Origin of the sequence: Sphingobacterium sp. Ag1 (genome assembly GCF_000988325.1) — a bacterium.
GTDB lineage: Bacteria > Bacteroidota > Bacteroidia > Sphingobacteriales > Sphingobacteriaceae > Sphingobacterium.
Window position 1 is genome coordinate 15,290 of record NZ_LBGU01000031.1, and the last position, 17,294, is coordinate 32,583.

General features: G+C 38.7%; 13 protein-coding genes. 8 read left to right on the plus strand and 5 right to left on the minus strand.

Going from position 1 to position 17,294, the window contains the following annotated elements:
• Positions 1-107: 107 nt before the first annotated feature.
• Complete coding sequence (locus tag AAW12_RS07225; protein ID WP_046672942.1) at positions 108-2,375, plus strand: cation:proton antiporter; 2,268 nt, start codon at positions 108-110, stop codon at positions 2,373-2,375.
• Between the two features lie 62 nt (positions 2,376-2,437).
• Here the strand turns inward: AAW12_RS07225 and AAW12_RS07230 are convergent, their stop codons facing one another.
• Both AAW12_RS07230 and AAW12_RS07235 read right to left on the minus strand, forming a co-directional pair.
• Positions 2,438-3,562: a DEAD/DEAH box helicase gene (locus AAW12_RS07230; protein WP_046672943.1), complete on the minus strand. Its 1,125-nt coding sequence runs from the start codon at positions 3,560-3,562 to the stop codon at positions 2,438-2,440.
• Between the two features lie 186 nt (positions 3,563-3,748).
• Complete coding sequence (locus AAW12_RS07235; RefSeq protein ID WP_046672944.1) at positions 3,749-3,940, minus strand: cold-shock protein; 192 nt, start codon at positions 3,938-3,940, stop codon at positions 3,749-3,751.
• Between the two features lie 574 nt (positions 3,941-4,514).
• On the opposite strand from AAW12_RS07235, the gene AAW12_RS07240 reads away from it, so the two are divergent.
• Positions 4,515-5,798, plus strand: a complete 1,284-nt coding sequence (locus AAW12_RS07240) for a Gfo/Idh/MocA family protein (protein ID WP_046672945.1) — start codon at positions 4,515-4,517, stop codon at positions 5,796-5,798.
• An 82-nt stretch (positions 5,799-5,880) separates the two neighbouring features.
• On the opposite strand, the gene AAW12_RS07245 is transcribed toward AAW12_RS07240, so the two are convergent.
• The 3 genes from AAW12_RS07245 to AAW12_RS07255 are packed head-to-tail and all read right to left on the minus strand — an operon-like array spanning position 5,881 to position 7,786.
• Positions 5,881-6,498, minus strand: a complete 618-nt coding sequence (locus tag AAW12_RS07245) for an alpha/beta hydrolase (protein ID WP_046672946.1) — start codon at positions 6,496-6,498, stop codon at positions 5,881-5,883.
• Positions 6,499-6,521: 23 nt separating this feature from the next.
• Positions 6,522-6,821: a GNAT family N-acetyltransferase gene (locus tag AAW12_RS07250; RefSeq protein WP_046672947.1), complete on the minus strand. Its 300-nt coding sequence runs from the start codon at positions 6,819-6,821 to the stop codon at positions 6,522-6,524.
• Positions 6,822-6,859: 38 nt separating this feature from the next.
• Positions 6,860-7,786 carry a ring-cleaving dioxygenase gene (locus tag AAW12_RS07255; RefSeq protein ID WP_046672948.1) on the minus strand — a complete coding sequence of 309 codons (927 nt, stop codon included), beginning with the start codon at positions 7,784-7,786 and terminating at the stop codon, positions 6,860-6,862.
• 364 nt (positions 7,787-8,150) lie between these two features.
• Here AAW12_RS07255 and AAW12_RS07260 point away from each other — a divergent pair, with 364 nt between their 5' ends.
• The 6 genes from AAW12_RS07260 to AAW12_RS07285 all read left to right on the plus strand — a co-directional run bounded on the left by AAW12_RS07260 (position 8,151) and on the right by AAW12_RS07285 (position 17,293).
• A complete protein-coding gene (locus AAW12_RS07260; RefSeq protein ID WP_046673027.1) occupies positions 8,151-8,636 on the plus strand; it encodes an ester cyclase in 486 nt (161 codons plus the stop codon).
• A 130-nt stretch (positions 8,637-8,766) separates the two neighbouring features.
• Positions 8,767-9,591 (plus strand): glycoside hydrolase family 16 protein, encoded by an 825-nt coding sequence (locus AAW12_RS07265; protein ID WP_053003562.1) that lies wholly within the window; start codon positions 8,767-8,769, stop codon positions 9,589-9,591.
• 162 nt (positions 9,592-9,753) lie between these two features.
• The gene (locus AAW12_RS07270) at positions 9,754-10,332 is read left to right on the plus strand and encodes a helix-turn-helix domain-containing protein (protein ID WP_046673028.1); all 579 of its coding nucleotides are present in this window, start codon (positions 9,754-9,756) and stop codon (positions 10,330-10,332) included.
• 183 nt (positions 10,333-10,515) lie between these two features.
• Positions 10,516-11,856, plus strand: a complete 1,341-nt coding sequence (locus AAW12_RS07275) for a DUF5690 family protein (RefSeq protein WP_231585224.1) — start codon at positions 10,516-10,518, stop codon at positions 11,854-11,856.
• A 32-nt stretch (positions 11,857-11,888) separates the two neighbouring features.
• Entirely contained in the window at positions 11,889-13,043 is a 1,155-nt protein-coding gene (locus AAW12_RS07280) for a TIGR03364 family FAD-dependent oxidoreductase (protein ID WP_046672950.1), read from the plus strand.
• Between the two features lie 326 nt (positions 13,044-13,369).
• The gene (locus AAW12_RS07285; RefSeq protein ID WP_046672951.1) at positions 13,370-17,293 is read left to right on the plus strand and encodes a response regulator; all 3,924 of its coding nucleotides are present in this window, start codon (positions 13,370-13,372) and stop codon (positions 17,291-17,293) included.
• The last annotated feature ends 1 nt before the right edge of the window (position 17,294 follow it).

Here is a 17,294-nt window from a genome sequence, read left to right on the forward strand (position 1 = left end):
GAATTATATTTTTGTTGGGACCGTATTTGAAAAACCACTTGTTTAGGGAATATCGGTCGAGACTTAGTATGCTATTGTCATTATATTTATTTTAATTGCTATTGAAAATGAGGAAATATAGGAATACAATTTTCTATGTAGTTTTAGTTGGTACATTACTCGGTGTGATGTATTGGGTGATTCATTTGGGGACACAGCTGGAGGCTCCAGAGTTGCTGCGCGGGGAGAAAACAAGTCAAGGTGCCTGGAACGATTTTACATCAACCTTAATCCATAGCCTGCAACATCCGCTAGCCATATTACTGGCACAAATCGTGACAATTATTGTCGCTGCACGTATCATGGGCTGGATTTGCATAAAGATTAAGCAGCCTGTCGTCATAGGAGAGATGCTCGCCGGTATCATATTGGGGCCATCGTTGCTGGGACTCCATTTTCCCGAATTTTCGCATACACTTTTTCCTGTAGAATCGCTTAGTAACTTGCAGTTTCTGAGTCAAATTGGGCTAATCTTATTTATGTTTATCATTGGCATGGAGCTGGATCTGAATGTGCTGCGAAATAAAGCGCATGATGCTGTTGTCATTTCTCATGCAAGCATTGTGATCCCATTTACGTTGGGAATTTCACTGGCTTATTTTTTATACCTATTCCATCCACCCGCAAATGTAGAGTTTCTATCTTATAGCTTGTTTATTGGTATTTCCATGAGTATAACAGCGTTTCCTGTTCTTGCTCGAATTATACAAGAAAGGGGATTGCAAAAAAGTAAGTTAGGTGCAATGGCGATTACCTGCGCTGCTGCAGACGATATTACAGCTTGGTGTATTCTGGCTGTCGTGATAGCAATTGTCAAAGCGGGTGATTTCGCTAGTGCATTATATACCATCGGGCTGGCTGTTGCCTATGTGCTCATCATGATTAAGATCGTTCGTCCATTTTTGATGCGCGTTGGAGAGGTAAAAGGTAGTAAAGAAGCACTAAGTAAGCCTGTTGTTGCTATTTTCTTTATTGTGCTGTTATTGTCGGCTTATGCGACCGAAGTAATCGGAATCCATGCACTTTTTGGAGCATTTATGGCCGGAGCTATTATGCCCGAAGGGAGTCGATTCCGGACAGCATTTATCGAAAAAATCGAAGATGTTTCAACCTTATTACTATTACCTTTATTCTTTGTCTTTACAGGTCTCCGCACGCAGATCGGTCTGCTTAATGACCCTCAGTTATGGATGATTACCATTGGGATTATTTTGGTTGCGGTTATTGGTAAATTTGCAGGTAGTACGTTAGCGGCGCGCTTTGTTGGTCAAAGCTGGAAAGATAGTTTGAGTATTGGTGCCTTAATGAACACGCGGGGATTAATGGAACTTATCGTCCTCAATATTGGATACGATCTTGGCGTTTTAAGTGCTGAATTATTTTCGATGATGGTTGTAATGGCGTTGGTCACTACTTTTATGACGGGACCATCCTTAGATTTAATCAATTTCCTCTATCGACCTAAGAAAAATTCACTACAGGAAGATTTCTATGATAAATCAAAATTTAAGATTCTACTGTCTTTTGCGAAAAGTAACACGGGGATTTCACTATTATATCTGGCCGATGCTTTAACGTTGAAATCAAAAAAGAACGCTGAAATTACGGCATTACATATTGAGCCTGCCAACGAATTACATCATTATGAAGTGGAAATCCAGGAGCTGGATAGTTTCCGTGAAATTAAACAGGTGGCGATGCAGCTTGAGCAACCGATCCAGACAATTTTTAAAATCTCCAGTGATATTGACAGCGAGATTGTTCAAACTTCCAATGAGCGCAATCAGGACTTATTATTGTTGGGTGTCAGTGAATCAATTTATGAGGGAAGCTTACTGGGGCGTTTTTTAGACTTTACTACCCGGATTGTGAATCCCGAGAAGTTATTCCATACGGTTACAAATGCAGAGTCTCCTTTCATGACTTTCGATCGAAATCAGCAAATCAATGCTAAAGTAAATGCACAAGTAGGTATCTTAATCGATAAAAATTTTCTAAAGGCAAAGCGTGTGGTTGTCCCTGTTGTCTTAAAAAACGATGAATTTCTATATGAGATGATAAAACGCCTGATTCAGCATTCAGATGCTCAAGTCATCGTGTGGGATCTCAACCAAGTGCTGAAAACCAATGAAAGCTTCAAGGAGAAATTAAGGCAATTGGAACAGCTTGTTCCAAACCACCTTACAATAACTGAAAAAGAGTTAAACCGTGAGACCTGGCAGGAACAAGACTTAATGTTGATCAGCCTTCCCAGCTGGAACAAAATTGTCAATAAAAAAGTACATTGGCTTCCTTTCACGCCATCGACCCTGTTGATGGCAGATCGCAAACCGTAAATAAAATTAAAAGCCCCTAGATCTACTAATCCAGGGGCTTTTAATTAAGGTGTTCTAAAAATCTATTTATTGATCTTTTCTATCTTGATTTTTAATCCGATTAATTTTTCAATATCAGCTAAATATGGTCTTTCTTCTACATCGCAAAAAGAAATCGCTTTTCCTTCCTGACCAGCTCTTCCCGTTCTTCCGATGCGATGAACATAGGTTTCCGGTACGTTAGGGAGATCATAGTTAATTACAAGTGGTAGTTGTTCGATATCAATTCCTCTTGCAGCAATATCGGTAGCGATCAAAATTTTAAGATGGCTGTCCTTAAATTCACCTAAAGCTTTTTGTCTTGCATTTTGAGATTTATTTCCGTGAATGGCTGCTGCTCTTAAACCATTTTTTGCAAGCAACTTAACGATTTTATCTGCTCCGTGTTTTGTTCGCGAGAAGACGATAGTGCGCTCGTGCTTTAGCTTTTTTAATATGCTGGTCAATAATTTGATCTTATCTTTCTTTTCAACAAAAAATACAGATTGATTTACTTTCTCAGCTGTTGAGCTTACAGGAGTAACATCCACTTCAATAGGTTTATGTAATATGCCCTGTGCAAATTTACGGATATTGGGCGGCATCGTTGCCGAGAAAAATAATGTTTGTCTTTTTGACGGGACTTTGGTCAGGATCTTTTTGATGTCATGAATAAAGCCCATGTCCAGCATATTGTCCGCTTCGTCCAATATCAAGATCTCGATTTTATCTAGAGAGACTATTTTTTGATTCATTAAATCAAGTAAGCGACCTGGGGTAGCTACAAGAATATCAACACCCTTTTTAATTTCTTTGACTTGCTTTTCTTGGCTTACACCACCGAAAATAGTACAATAGTTTAGTTTTAGATATTTCCGGTATAGGTTTATATTGTCACCAATCTGAATGGCTAATTCACGTGTTGGCGTAAGAATCAAAGCCCTAATCGGCACGAGTTTTCCTGATGTCTTCGTCTCTTCAAGACGTTGTAAAAGTGGAAGTGCAAAAGCGGCCGTTTTACCGGTTCCTGTTTGGGCACAACCAATAAGATCGTTGCCTTGCAATACAATTGGAATAGCTTTTTGTTGAATTGCAGTAGGATGTGTGTAGCCTGTTTCTGTTATTGCTTTTAAAAGCGGAGCGATTAAACTGAGTTGTTTAAATTCCATAAATAGTATGTTCGAATTTGTCTTAAATAAAACCTTTGAGAATCCTTTTCATACTTTTTATTGAAAACTAAAAGTCTTCAACGGAAAAGTAAAAGATTGCCGAAAAATTGTAAAGGAAGAATAGGAAAAAGAAATGGGATAAGTCATTAAGAATTACCCCATTAACAAGAAAGTGTATTTTTTGGATTACGCCAATTTTACATTTGTAGCGCTGATCCCCTTTGGAGTTCTTTCTACATCATAAGTAACAACGTCGCCTTCAGATACTTGGTTTTTAAGCGCAGAAACGTGTACGAAAACATCTGCACTACCATCCTCTGGTGTAATAAAACCAAAACCTTTAGTTTCATTGAAAAATTTAATTTTACCTGTATTCATTATTTTTAATTAAGTGCGGCAAGGTAGGCATAATAAATGATTATTCCTTTATTTTTTTTAATGAATTATAAAATGTGTTGTGTAGCTGAGCCTATTTTTTGAAGGAGATGTTGATTGAGCCAGCGCTAGCGGAAGGAATTTATCGAACATAAATGTCTAATAAAACACAATCCTCCCAACCAATGTAACATGGTCAATTCATGATATTGTTGTAAATGGTATTATTAATTATTTAGATAAATATTTTTTTTAAAATGTTTGTTCTTCGTGAAATTTGTATTAACTTCAACTGCCCCTCCCAAGGGCATGTTTTTCATAGGTAGATGTATGGTCGAGTGACTCTAACTCGACCATTTTTGTTTTGTCCATAAGGTTCCGTAACAATTGTCGATATATATTTTACAATGCTTTTTGCGAGCACCTAAATTCATTTTTGTATTTTCATCGAAGCAATTTGTTTTTAATAATAAAGAACGTAATTCTTGTTAAATGGCATTCATCCAAGCATATGTAGTCCATTCGTATCTGATATTTAGATGATATCCGTTAAAAACAAAACTTAAACCAATATCCAATGAATAGAAAAGATTTTATCAAAACGTCTACTGTTTTAGCTGCTTCAACATTTTTTTTAAATGCGAAAGGTTCAACCTTTTTAGATCAATCCATCCGGGTTGGATTAATTGGTGTAAATGGTATGGGCTGGTCTGATTTGAATGCGTTGTTAAAGAATGATGGCTTGGTGTGCACGGCTCTTTGTGATGTGGATGAAAATATTCTTAAAAAGAGAGCCGAAGAACTTCAAAAAAGAAATATACATGTCGAAACATTTGTAGATTATAAGAAGATGCTGAATAGCGCGGTTGTGGATGCGGTCATTATTGCCACTCCAGATCATTGGCATTGCCTGCAAATGATCGATGCCGTAAATGCTGGAAAGCATGTGTATGTCGAAAAACCCATTGGTAACTCCATTCTTGAATGTCAATTAATGGTTCAGGCAGCAAAAAAGAATAAGGCTATTGTACAAGTCGGACAATGGCAACGGAGTCAGCAACATTTCCGGGATGCCATTGATTTTGTTCATTCGGGTAAATTGGGCAAAATAAGATTGGTGAAAGCTTGGTCTTATCAAGGGTGGAAAAGTGCTATCCCCGTTGTCCAAGACGAACCGGTTCCCGCAGGTGTACATTATACGGAATGGCTAGGCCCAGCACAAAAAAGACCATTTAATTCGAATCGATTCCATTTTAATTTTCGATGGTTTTGGGACTATGCGGGTGGTTTGATGACCGATTGGGGCGTGCATATGTTGGATTATGCTTTACTGGGGATGAAAGTTTCCGATCCAAAATCCATCATGGCCTCAGGAGGTAAGTTTGCGTTCCCGGACGACGCCGGCCAAACGCCCGATACGATGACTGCCGTGTATGAGTTTGATGGCTTCAATATTCAATGGGAGCACGCCAAGGGGATTGATCTCGGGCCTTATAACCGTAATCATGGTGTCGCATTTATTGGTAACAATGGTACGCTGGTGTTGAATAGATCGGGCTGGGAGGTCATTCCAGAAAAAGGAAGGATGGAGGCGGTCGCTATCCAACCTTCTTTAGATAATGGGTTGGATAAGCATATGGAAAATTTTGTAGCGGCCATTCGCGAACGTAATCCAGAAATACTTCATGCACCAATTGAAGTAGGTGCGCATATTGCCATCTTTTCTCAGCTCGGAAATATTGCGTTCAGAACTGCACAAAAACTCTACTGGGATAAAGATAAACAGCATTTTACTGATCAGAAAACAAATAAATACTTAGCTTCGGTTTATCACAACGGTTATAAATACCCAAAAGTATAATGCATTAAAATTGGTTGTTGATTAATCATTTTAATCAACAACCAATGGATCACTCTTTACCAATGAATCATTGCTTTATTTCTTAAAGAACAAATTCATTTGCAAGATCGATCTCCTCGCGATTGATGGAGTGGCCTGCGTTTTGATATACCATGAGCTTTACATTAGCATTCATGTTTTCCAAGATGGATACTGTAGCTTCAACCCGTTCAAGAGGAACATGGAAATCAGGATCGCTAGTGCCAATAAAAATAGGTGTTTGTGCGAAGTCACCCTTGTAATTATCTCTGTTAATTTCTTCACCGATTACTCCGCCAATAATTGCTATAGCGCCACCATAGCGTTGTGCATGCCGCGCAAGGTATTCCAGTGTTAAGCAGGCTCCCTGAGAAAAACCAAAAAAATAGATGTTTTCGGTGGGAATCCCATGGTCTAAAGCTCGTTTAACCGTATGATCGATCAGATCAATTGCCGAACTCAACCAGGGTTCATTCTCTTGTACGGGAGCAATAAAAGAATAGGGGTACCAACTGTGATGTTCTGCCTGCGGTGCAAGTAGTGCGAAATTATCGACATGAAGATAGGATGACATACCAAGGATGTCTTCTGCACTTCCTCCACGACCATGGATCATGATAATCGCTTTTTTTGCCTGTTCTAAATTTTGCCCAGCCGTTTTAATATTGATTGAATGACTCATTTTATCCTTTCATGTATGGTAATTTATACCGTTTTTTTAAACCACACGTCCTGATAGAGCTCTGGATGGCGATGAAACTGCGCATTTACATAAGGACATAAAGGAACAATTTTCATGTTGTTTTCGCGCGCATGAGAGACCAATTTCTCGAGGAGTATTTTTGCAAAACCCCGGCCTTCATAAGCTTCATCTACCTCCGTATGATAAACAACCAAATTACCGTCGATGATAGCGATGCTCATTAAACCTGCTTTGTGGTCGTCGGAGAATAATTGGAGCTCTCCACGTTGATTTTTGTCTAATACAATTTCAGTTCTTTCCATAATTTCCTCGTTTGAATAATGATGTTTTTATACTTTAATTAATTGATTTTTGGCAATGTTTGCTCAATCTGCGAACGATAGCTTTCATATTGCTTTGGCAATTTCAGTGCCGACCCTAAACTGGATAGCGGCTCGTCTACTGTAAATCCGGGATTGTCTGTCGCGATTTCAAATAAGACACCACCAGGTTCACGAAAATAGAGTGAGAAAAAGTAATCTCTATTTATTTTTTCTGTGATATTCAGCCCTGCCGAAAGCACCTTTTCGCGATACTCCATCAATACATTGTCATCCTTTACCCGGAATGCGATATGATGGTTTGTGCCAGCCGCATTTTTGCCATAGGGCAGATTTTTATCCGCTATTATGTCGACAATGTTTGCGGTTTCAATGCTGTCAGTTGTTAATCTATAGCGGTTGTCATCCTGCTGATGAAACGAATAACCTAAAATATCGGTCAATACGCGTATAGTTGGATCTGCTTCTTTTAATGAAAGCGTGACATTATGGAATCCTTTTAGTGCATGTTCCGCATTGACGTCGGTCGTTGTCCATGCCTTTCTAGGGTCGTTAGTTTCAATAAACTGAAGTTGTAATCCATCGGGATCATGAAATGAAATCAGCTTCTCTCCAAAAATCTCATTTTCCTGTAAACTAATCTGATGTTCCGCTAAGCGATTTTTCCAGAAATCCAAACTCCCCTGAGGTACGGCATAGCCAATATGAGTCGCCATTCCCGCTCCCGGCGTACCCTTTCCGATACCTTCCCAAGGGAAAAATGTAAGAATCGTTCCAGGTTCGCCCTGTTCATTACCGAAATAGAAGTGATAGGTCCCTGGGTCGTCGAAATTAACTGTTTTTTTGACAAGGCGTACACCCAGTACTTTCGTATAAAAATCAAGATTTCGCTTTGCATTGTCGGCTATCGCAGTAATGTGATGTAGTCCTAATATTTTATTTTCCATAGCTGATATTTTTATTTTCTTAACTGATGTAAAGTTACATCGTGCAATAAGAAATTTTATTGAACTAGATTAATAAAAGCGATAATTGGCCTTTTTGTTTTATAGCAATATTGATTTTCGAAAATATAAAAAAAACGCCTGAAGTTGGGAGCTTCAGGCGTTTAACCTAACCAATTATTAACCTAAATTTATGAAATGTATATTTCTGAATATTATACTATCAATGATAAATCCAATTATCATGCCAATATTTAATAGTGTAAAAGACCTCAGATAAAAGCAGTATATATTGTATAATTTAGGTAAATTGGATTGTGCTAAGGTGGGGTGTGAATCGATGACTTCAATTAAAATAGATTTAAAGATGAAAAATAGAACAATAGTTAGGGTCATGACTTTCTCTGTTTTATTGCTAACGCTGGGTTGTCAGCAATCTCCAACAAATGAATCCAAGGAAGCTGCGAAAAAACAACTTGACGAAAACAAAGAGAATAAAAGAATCGTTTTAGATTTTTATCAGCAAATGTTTGGTGATAAGGATATTTCTGCAGTTGACAAGTACATTTCTCCTCAGTATATCCAACATAATCCCGCTGTTGCGGATGGAGCAGCAGCGTTTAAGCTCGCTGCGACAAAGTGGTTTGAAGGGCAGCCTAAGACAAAGATTGATGTACAGCATATTGCTTCGGACGGCGATTTGGTCTTCATACACCTAAAAAATAAGAATCCAGATGGTAGCCTTAAATCGACAATCGATATCTTCAGATTGGAAAAAGGTAAAATCGTAGAGCATTGGGACGCGCAGCAAGATGTACCTAAGAACGCGGCAAATGCTCACCCTATGTTTTAAGGAGTTTGCGCAATCTCATTTTTTGCGTTTGAATCTTTGTTTCTATTAATTTTTAGCGGAGTTGTCGGTTATGGTAATTTATGTCTAAATTTAGGCCTAAATCATTTTTTGCGAAACCACTATTTTAATTATGAAGAGAGTCCTAAGCCTAAGTTGTTTTTTCTTACTGTTTTCTGCATGTAGTGTTCATTATAGTCCAAAAGAATATCCTTATGTGTATATGCAAAAGAAGGATCGTGAGCTTAAAGAATGGAAGCTGGTATGGGAAGAAAACTTCAATTCCCCAAAGCTAGATAGTAGTAAATGGTCCCGGATTCCAGCAGGGGAAGCCGATTGGAATCGGCATATGAGCATGGATGACGCCTGTTTTGGATGGGAAAATGGTGAGTTAATTCTTAAAGGAATAAAAAATGCAGACAAAAATAGCGATTCAAGACCATTTTTGACAGGCGGGATATGGAGCAAGGGGAAGTTTGCTTTTCAGTACGGACGCGTAGAAATCAAAGCCAAGCTTGGAAGTGCAAAAGGCGCATGGCCTGCCATGTGGATGCTGGCGGAGTTGGACAAGTATGGGAAATATCCTAGAAATGGTGAAATCGATATTATGGAGCATCTTAATTTTGACAATATCATATACCAGACCACGCATTCCTATTATACGTTGGATCTGGGGCAAAAGGAGAATCCGAAACATTTTGGTACCGCTTCGGTCAGCACTGAAGCATATAATATATATGGTATAAGTTGGTATCCCGACCGCATCGTATTTCAGGTGAATGGTGTTGATACCTTTACTTACCCAAGAATTAATGATGTCGACCCTTCTCAGTGGCCATACGATCAACCCTTTTACCTTTTGATTGACCAACAGTTGGGCGGAAACTGGGTTGGTGAAGTAAATCAAGACAAGCTACCCGTTGAGATGCGTGTTGACTGGGTTAAAGTTTACCAATAGTACTCACCAATGCTGAGCAAAATGAAAGATGAAAAATCTACTGTTATTGAACCACAGTTTTCCGGAAACAGTGAAATATTATAATTTTATAGGAGACCTATGATTAAGTGCTAAAAACTTAATATACGCGACATAGGAAAAATGTTTACTTTTGGCCAAATTATGGAAGATAATACGATATTCAAGATTAGTAATAAGATTAGGGAAATCCGAAAAGAAAAAGGAATTACGATACAGGAAGTTGCGGATAGAGCGGGGGTAAGCAAGGGACTTATTTCGCAAATTGAAAATAACAGAACAATACCTTCCTTACTCGTATTGATTAATATCATCAATGCACTGAATATTGATCTTAACGAGTTTTTTAAAGATTTTAATTCTGAATTGGATTCAGGCCCTGTGGTCGTTCGGAAAAAAGATACGTATAGTCCCTTTGAAAAAGAGTCGGCGATAGGTTTCCATTATAAACGAATTTTCACATCTGCGATAGATAGTTCGACCATGGACATTGTTCTTTTGGAGCTGCATCCTGATGCACAGCGACCTATGGTTGAGACCGAAGCCTATGAATATAAATATATCATTAGCGGACAGGTGGAGTATATCTTCAATGATCAAAAAATTAGCTTAGAAGAAGGCGATTCGATCTTTTTTAATGGACGATTGTCACATACACCACGCAATGTTGGAAGTGAAAAAGCGGTCATGCTAATTGTATATTTTTTTGAGAATAAGAAATAGTTCATAACAGGTTATGTATCAAAGCATCATTGAATCATTCAGTGATGCTTTTTTATTTTATACTTTTCGTATTGGAAATGGATAGTTATATTTGTTTATAAATACTTAACAAAAGTTTAGTCTAGTGTTAATTTCCAAAATTTACTTTTGATTGCGGACAATGAGGTCTGTTAACAAGTTTAAATGATGGAATTAAACCAACGAATAAAAAGACGCATAAAAGGGCTGGATGAGAAATCTGTGGCTATTATTCTAGCTATAACGGCATTTTTATGTTATACGAGTATGTATTCATTTAGAAAGTCATTTACGGCTTCTGCTTTTGCAGATGATACTATTTTTGGTGTCGATTATAAAGTTTGTATGGTGATCATTCAAATGCTGGGCTATTTGTTGTCAAAGTTTTATGGAATTAAATTTATTTCTGAAAGTAAACAACGTAATAGAGGACGGTATTTGATCGGTTTGATTAGTATTTCATGGTTGGGTCTTTTGGCATTTGCCCTTTGTCCAAGACCTTGGAATGTAGTTTTTCTTTTTATCAATGGTTTTCCGTTGGGAATGGTTTGGGGATTGGTATTTAGTTATTTGGAAGGAAGACGGTTTACAGAGATTATGGGGGCAGTGATGTCCGTGAGTCTGATTTTTGCTTCGGGACTGATAAAAACTGTTGGGCGGTGGCTGATGTCTTCTTTTCCTATTAACGAGTTTTGGATGCCATTTTTGACGGGTTTACTTTTTTTTCTGCCCTTTGTTTTGTGCGTGTGGATACTCGAAAATGCCCCGGGACCTACAGAAGAGGACAAGAAATTACGGACAGAGCGCATTGCTATGGATGGGAAAATGCGAAAACAATTTTTTAAAACATTTATGCCAGGTATTGTATTAACGATTATCGTGTACACGATGCTTACTATTTTACGCGACGTACGGGATAATTTTGAGGTAGAAATCTGGCAGATGTTACATGTAAAAGGAGCGGGTATTTTTGCAAAAGTTGATGGGACTATTTCCTTAATTGTATTGCTGTTGGTCAGTTGTCTTATCATGGTTAAAAACAATCTTAAAGCGTTTAAGTTGATTCACTATATGATCATTATGGGTTTCCTTACTGCAGGTATTTCTACCTATTTGTTTACGAGGCAATGGATTGATGGTTTAAGTTGGATGTTGCTCGTCGGTTTGGGGTTATATATGGCATACATTCCTTATAACGCTATATTTTTTGAAAGAATGATCGCTACATATCGTATGAAAAGTAATATCGGTTTTGTGATGTATATGGCTGATTCAATCGGCTATTTGGGTAGTTTTCTGATATTGGTGAACAAAGAGTTTATGCCAAATTCTGTTACTTGGGGCAATTACTTTATTCAATTGGTCTTTTTAGCGTCTGTTATCGGAGCGATTTTGGGCATCTTCTCCCTACTTTATTTTATTCGAAAAAAAGAACAGATGAAAGTAAGCGACGATGAGTTGTTGGCTCCTTGGCATGCGACAAAAGGAGAAGTACAAATTAGTTAACTATACTTTTTTATGATATTCTATTTATAAAGATGAAAACAAATACATATGATTTAATTATTGTTGGGGGCGGGATTTTAGGGACCTTTCATGCCTATCATGCGTTACAAAAGGGGTTACGTGTGCTCCAACTCGAAAAGGATAATTTTCCCGTGGGATCTACCGTTCGTAATTTTGGACAAGTTGTGCCATCGGGGATGGCCGGAGAATGGTTTGATTATGGTGTACGTGGACTTGAAATATATCAATCTATTCAGTGGGAGATGGATATATCCGTTAGAAAAAATGGTAGTATCTATATTGCTTCAGATAATGATGAAGTTCAGGTACTTCATGAGTTATCTAAGCATTATCAGGTGAAAGGATATGAACATGAACTTTGGTCGAAGGAACAGGTTTTATTGAAATATCCTGTGATGAATGCTAGTTATGTTAAAGAGGCTATCTTTTTTCCGCAGGAACTCAGTGTAGAACCCGAGTCAATGATTAGACAGCTGCATATTTATATGCAAAATAAGTTTGTGGACTATACGTTGAAATACGATACGACAATTGTGGCTTGCGAGGATAAAAATGATGCCGTTGTTGTCACAAGCAGTACGTTGCAAAACTTTGAAGGGAAGAAATTGCTTATTTGCAATGGATACGAGTTTAAAATTTTATATCGTTCCTTATTTGACAATAGTGGGCTTGAAATTAGCAAGTTGCAAATGATGCGAACGAAACCTTTGGCCCATATTCATTTGCCAGGGAATATTTTAACAGGACTGACCATTCGTCGATACGAGAGTTTTGAAGAATACTGCCCATCTTTTCAAACAATTCCGTTGCCTGATCACTATCAGGAGCTACGCAAGTATGGAATTCATATGCTCTTTAAACAGGCCACGGATGGTAGTATTATTATCGGTGATTCGCACGAATATGCAGCGGGCAACAGACTGGATGAATTGGGCTTCGCTGTGAATTCCTATATCAATGAATTGATGATTACAGAAGCCAACCGTATCATGCCGATGGAGCGTGCCTCGATTTCATCCTCTTGGGCAGGTTATTATTCGCAGCACAAAGATCATATTCTTGAAATCGACGTTAGCTCAAGGATACATGTTAGAACCGGTATCGGAGGGAAGGGAATGACAGCAAGTGCCGGCTATGCCGAACAGAGTATTGAAAAACTTTTTTAACTTATACCTATCGCAGAGCCCCGCTATCACATTTAGCGGGGCTCTTTCGTTTTTAAGCTATTTTCTGGATCAATTTATCCAAATGCACGGTAGAATTAAAGTTCCCGCTTTCTTAATAAGGTAAAAACGATATAAAATTCAATTAGTAAATAACTAAATTATGAAGAAGGCGTATGAATAATCTTTTTACTGCATCAACTATTTTTGCGGTTGATTGTTCTTTATAAAACATTTATCTGAGCAATATTTCCTTATTGTTTAGGCGTTAAACAATGTTTTTATTAACTTCACGGTCACAATAAACCAGATCTAAATAGTAGAAGTGAATGGCAAATAATGTTTTTCCTGAAAATGAGTTAAGAAGGATAGAAAAATTAAAGTCCTATGAGTTAATGGGACTCGGGAAAGACCCTGAGCTGGATGTTTTTGCGCAGGCGGCCTGTTTGATTACAGATTGTCCTGCAGCGTTAATTGCCATGATGGAGCAAGACACACAACGTATTCAAAGTTGCGTTGGTATGGAGCTGGATACCGTTGACAGGAAGAATACAGTCTGTCAATACACCATAATGAGTAAGGAGGTCCTCGTCATTGAAGATACTTTTGAAGACCCACGCTCATCTTCCAATCCATTGATTCGCGAGGGAAATATCCGTTTTTATGCCGGCGTTCCACTCCTGGATGACGATGGCGATGCGCTTGGAACGATCTGTGTTATTGATTTCCATCCGAAAACGCTTTCGGATAAACAAAAAGACTCGTTGGAGGAGCTGGGCAAGGCAGTTACCAAAATATTATTGGGAAAAAAACGAAAAGTTCAGGCTGGTTATTTCTCCGAAATTTTTCACTTGACCAACAATATTATTTGTGTATTGGATGAGGAGCGTAAGGTAAAAGAAGTTAACCCTGCATTTAGTAAAGTCCTGGGATTGTCCAGATCCAATAGTTTAGGTAAATCTATTTTTACCTTATTGGGAGATACTGAAAGGGAATTAGTGTCGGACTTAGGTCGAGTTGAGGAAACCAAATACGGCGTTCAATCGACGAGTAGGACTAAAATAGAGAATGGCCAAGTTGTTGAAATTGAATGGCATTTCAAATATGATCCGATAAATCATGACATTTTGGCTTTTGGCAGAAACGTAACAAAAGAGCGCGAAGAAAAACTCAAGTTGGAGAATTCCGAACGTAGATTCCGTAGCTTTTTTGAAAATGCGATCGGTCTGATGAGCATGCATGACATGGACGGTAATATTCTATCTGTCAATGAAAAAGGAAGAGAGATATTGCGGTATGCGAAAGAAGAGGTAAAAGGACTTAACCTCAAGCAATTGGTGCCGTCTCATCATGTCGGTCTGGTTGAAGACTATCTCAAACGTATTGCAAGCAACAAAGAGGACTCGGGAATGATGGTTCTTCAAACAAAAGATGGTGAAGACATTTCTTGGCTATACCACAATATGTTGGAAACCGATGAAAATGGACGATCTTATGTTGTCAGTACGGCCTTGAATATGACGGATCGACTGCGCCTTGAAAATGATCTTTTGCATACCAAACAAATCCTGGAGCAGACCAATGCTGTCGCTCAGGTAGGCGGATGGGAGGTCAACTTAGCTGAAAACAAGGTCTATTGGTCCGACTCCACGAAGTTAATTCATGGTGTGGATCCTGATTTTACACCTGATTTTGAACATGCAATCGGATTTTATGAGCCGGAAAGCCAGGTTATTTTGCGTAGAATTTTTGAAAACGCCGTTAAAACAAGAACACCCTATGATACCGAATTGCGTCTATTAAAACAAGACGGTGAATCAATTTGGGTGCGGGTAAAAGGTATTCCCGAATTTGAAAATGATGTGTGTAAACGTGTTTTTGGAATTATTCAGGATATTGATAAAAGTAAATCGCTATTCTTGGAACTGGAACGCAAAGAATCTATGTTACGGGCTTTTGTGGATTATGTTCCTGCTTCGGTTGCTATGTTTGACCGAGACTTTAACTATATTTCGGTGAGTAATCAATGGTTGGAAGATTTTCACGAAGGAGTAAGTTTGCCGCCAAATAGTAACTTTTTTCAATTGTTTCCAAATATACCGGAAAATAGAAAAAAAATCTACCTTGATGCGCTGGAGGGAATACCGTATAAGAATACGGATGAAGTCATACAGGCTGGTGGACTTGCCGAAGCACAACATTTCAATTGGGAAGTAAGACCGTGGCATCTCGCTGATGGAAGTATAGGTGGGATCATTATTTTTACACAAAATATCACTGAATCGGTTAAAATAAATGATGAATTAAAATTAGCGAAGGAACTGGCCGATCTGGCGAGTAAGGCAAAGTCCGAATTCCTCGCCAATATGAGTCACGAAATTCGAACGCCATTGAACGGTGTGATTGGATTCTCCGATTTGTTATTAAAAACACCATTAAATGACACACAGTTACAATACTTAGGCTATATCAATGAATCTGGAAATAGCTTACTCAATATTATTAATGATATTTTAGACTTTTCAAAAATCGAATCCCGTAAGCTTGAATTATTTGTCGATAAGTATAATGTATATGATGTCGCGAATCAGGTTATTAATGTTGTTCTCTATCAAGCACAACGCAAAGAAGTCGAACTGCTTTTGAACATTGAACAGGGGCTGCCGGCTTTCGTTTGGATTGACGAGGCACGTATTAAGCAAGTGTTGGTGAATCTATTAGGTAACGCCGTTAAGTTTACGGAAAAAGGTGAGATTGAATTTAAGATCAGTAAACTTCGCAACGATGAGGATAAATTAACCTTACGTTTTTCGGTTAGAGATACGGGGATAGGAATTCCACCAGAGAAACAACAACGCATCTTTGATGCCTTTACACAAGAAGATAGCTCCGTCAGTAAACGGTACGGCGGCACGGGACTAGGCTTGACAATCTCCAACAACCTGTTGAAATATATGGGTAGTAAATTAAATCTGGTAAGTGAAGTGGGCGTCGGATCGACCTTCTATTTTGATATTGAGGTCCGATGTGAAGAAATGGAGGATGAAGATACCGCTTTGCCTTTAAATCGTGTCCTCGTTGTCGATGACAATGCTAATAATCGAATTATCCTTCAACATATGTTGGCCTACAAAAACGTTGAGTCTGTCCTCGCAGAAAACGGTATGGAAGCCTTACAGTTGCTAATGAAAGGTGAACGATTCGATGTGATTTTAATGGACTATCATATGCCTATCTTATCGGGTCTGGAAACGATAGAAAAGATTAAGGAACTCTTTAGAAAACAAGAGGAAGGCATCCCATTGATCGTGCTGCACACCTCCTCAGAAGAGCATGAGGTGATTTCAGCGTTTAGACAAGAGGAACGGTCATTCTGTCTACTTAAGCCCATTAAATCTGAGGAACTTTATTTGACCTTGCGGAGAGCCATACAACAAAATAGGGAAGATGCCGTGCAGTTAAAAGCAAATGCAAACTTATCGTTGTCATCGGATTCGTATGGTGAAGACATTCAGGTGCTCTTGGCAGACGACAATGCCGTTAATATGGCGCTCAATTTACGCATGATGGCTAGCATCATGCCTAGCGCCCAGTTAACCGAAGTTTCTGACGGAGCCCAAGCCATTCGTGCTTGCAAAGAAAAACAATTTGATTTTATTTTGATGGATGTTCAGATGCCCGAGGTCGATGGTATTGAAGCAACCAAACAGATCCGGCAAATGTCAGCTTATGCTGAGACACCTATTATAGGTGTTACTGCCGGTAATATTTCGGGCGAAAAGGAACGCTGTCTGGAAGCGGGAATGTCAGACTTTCTAGCTAAACCTATTCGTCAACAGGATTTATTCAAGGCCTTGGAAAAAGCCATGTTATCGGTAAAGCCTAGTGCCGCCGACGCTTCGGATCTAGAGGATTTGGACGAGCATCTGGATATGCGACGCCTGGAAGAACAGGCTGGTGATGATCCTGCATTTTTAACCTTTTTTCTGGATTTGGTGGTCCGGGAAATAACGGGGTCTAGAAAGCAGTTAAAGGAGGCCATTGATACAAATGATATTGTACGTATCAAAGAGCTCCTTCATAAGTTGCGGGGGACTTCATCGACAGCCGGACTTATCAAGCTGGCCCAAATGACCAAAGACCTCGAGACCAGCCCAACGATTGAAACAGACCTTGCGATCGCTTTTGTGGCAATCGAGCAAGAAATGGATATCGGATTGGAATTAATTACAAAAATCTTAAATAAAGAATGAT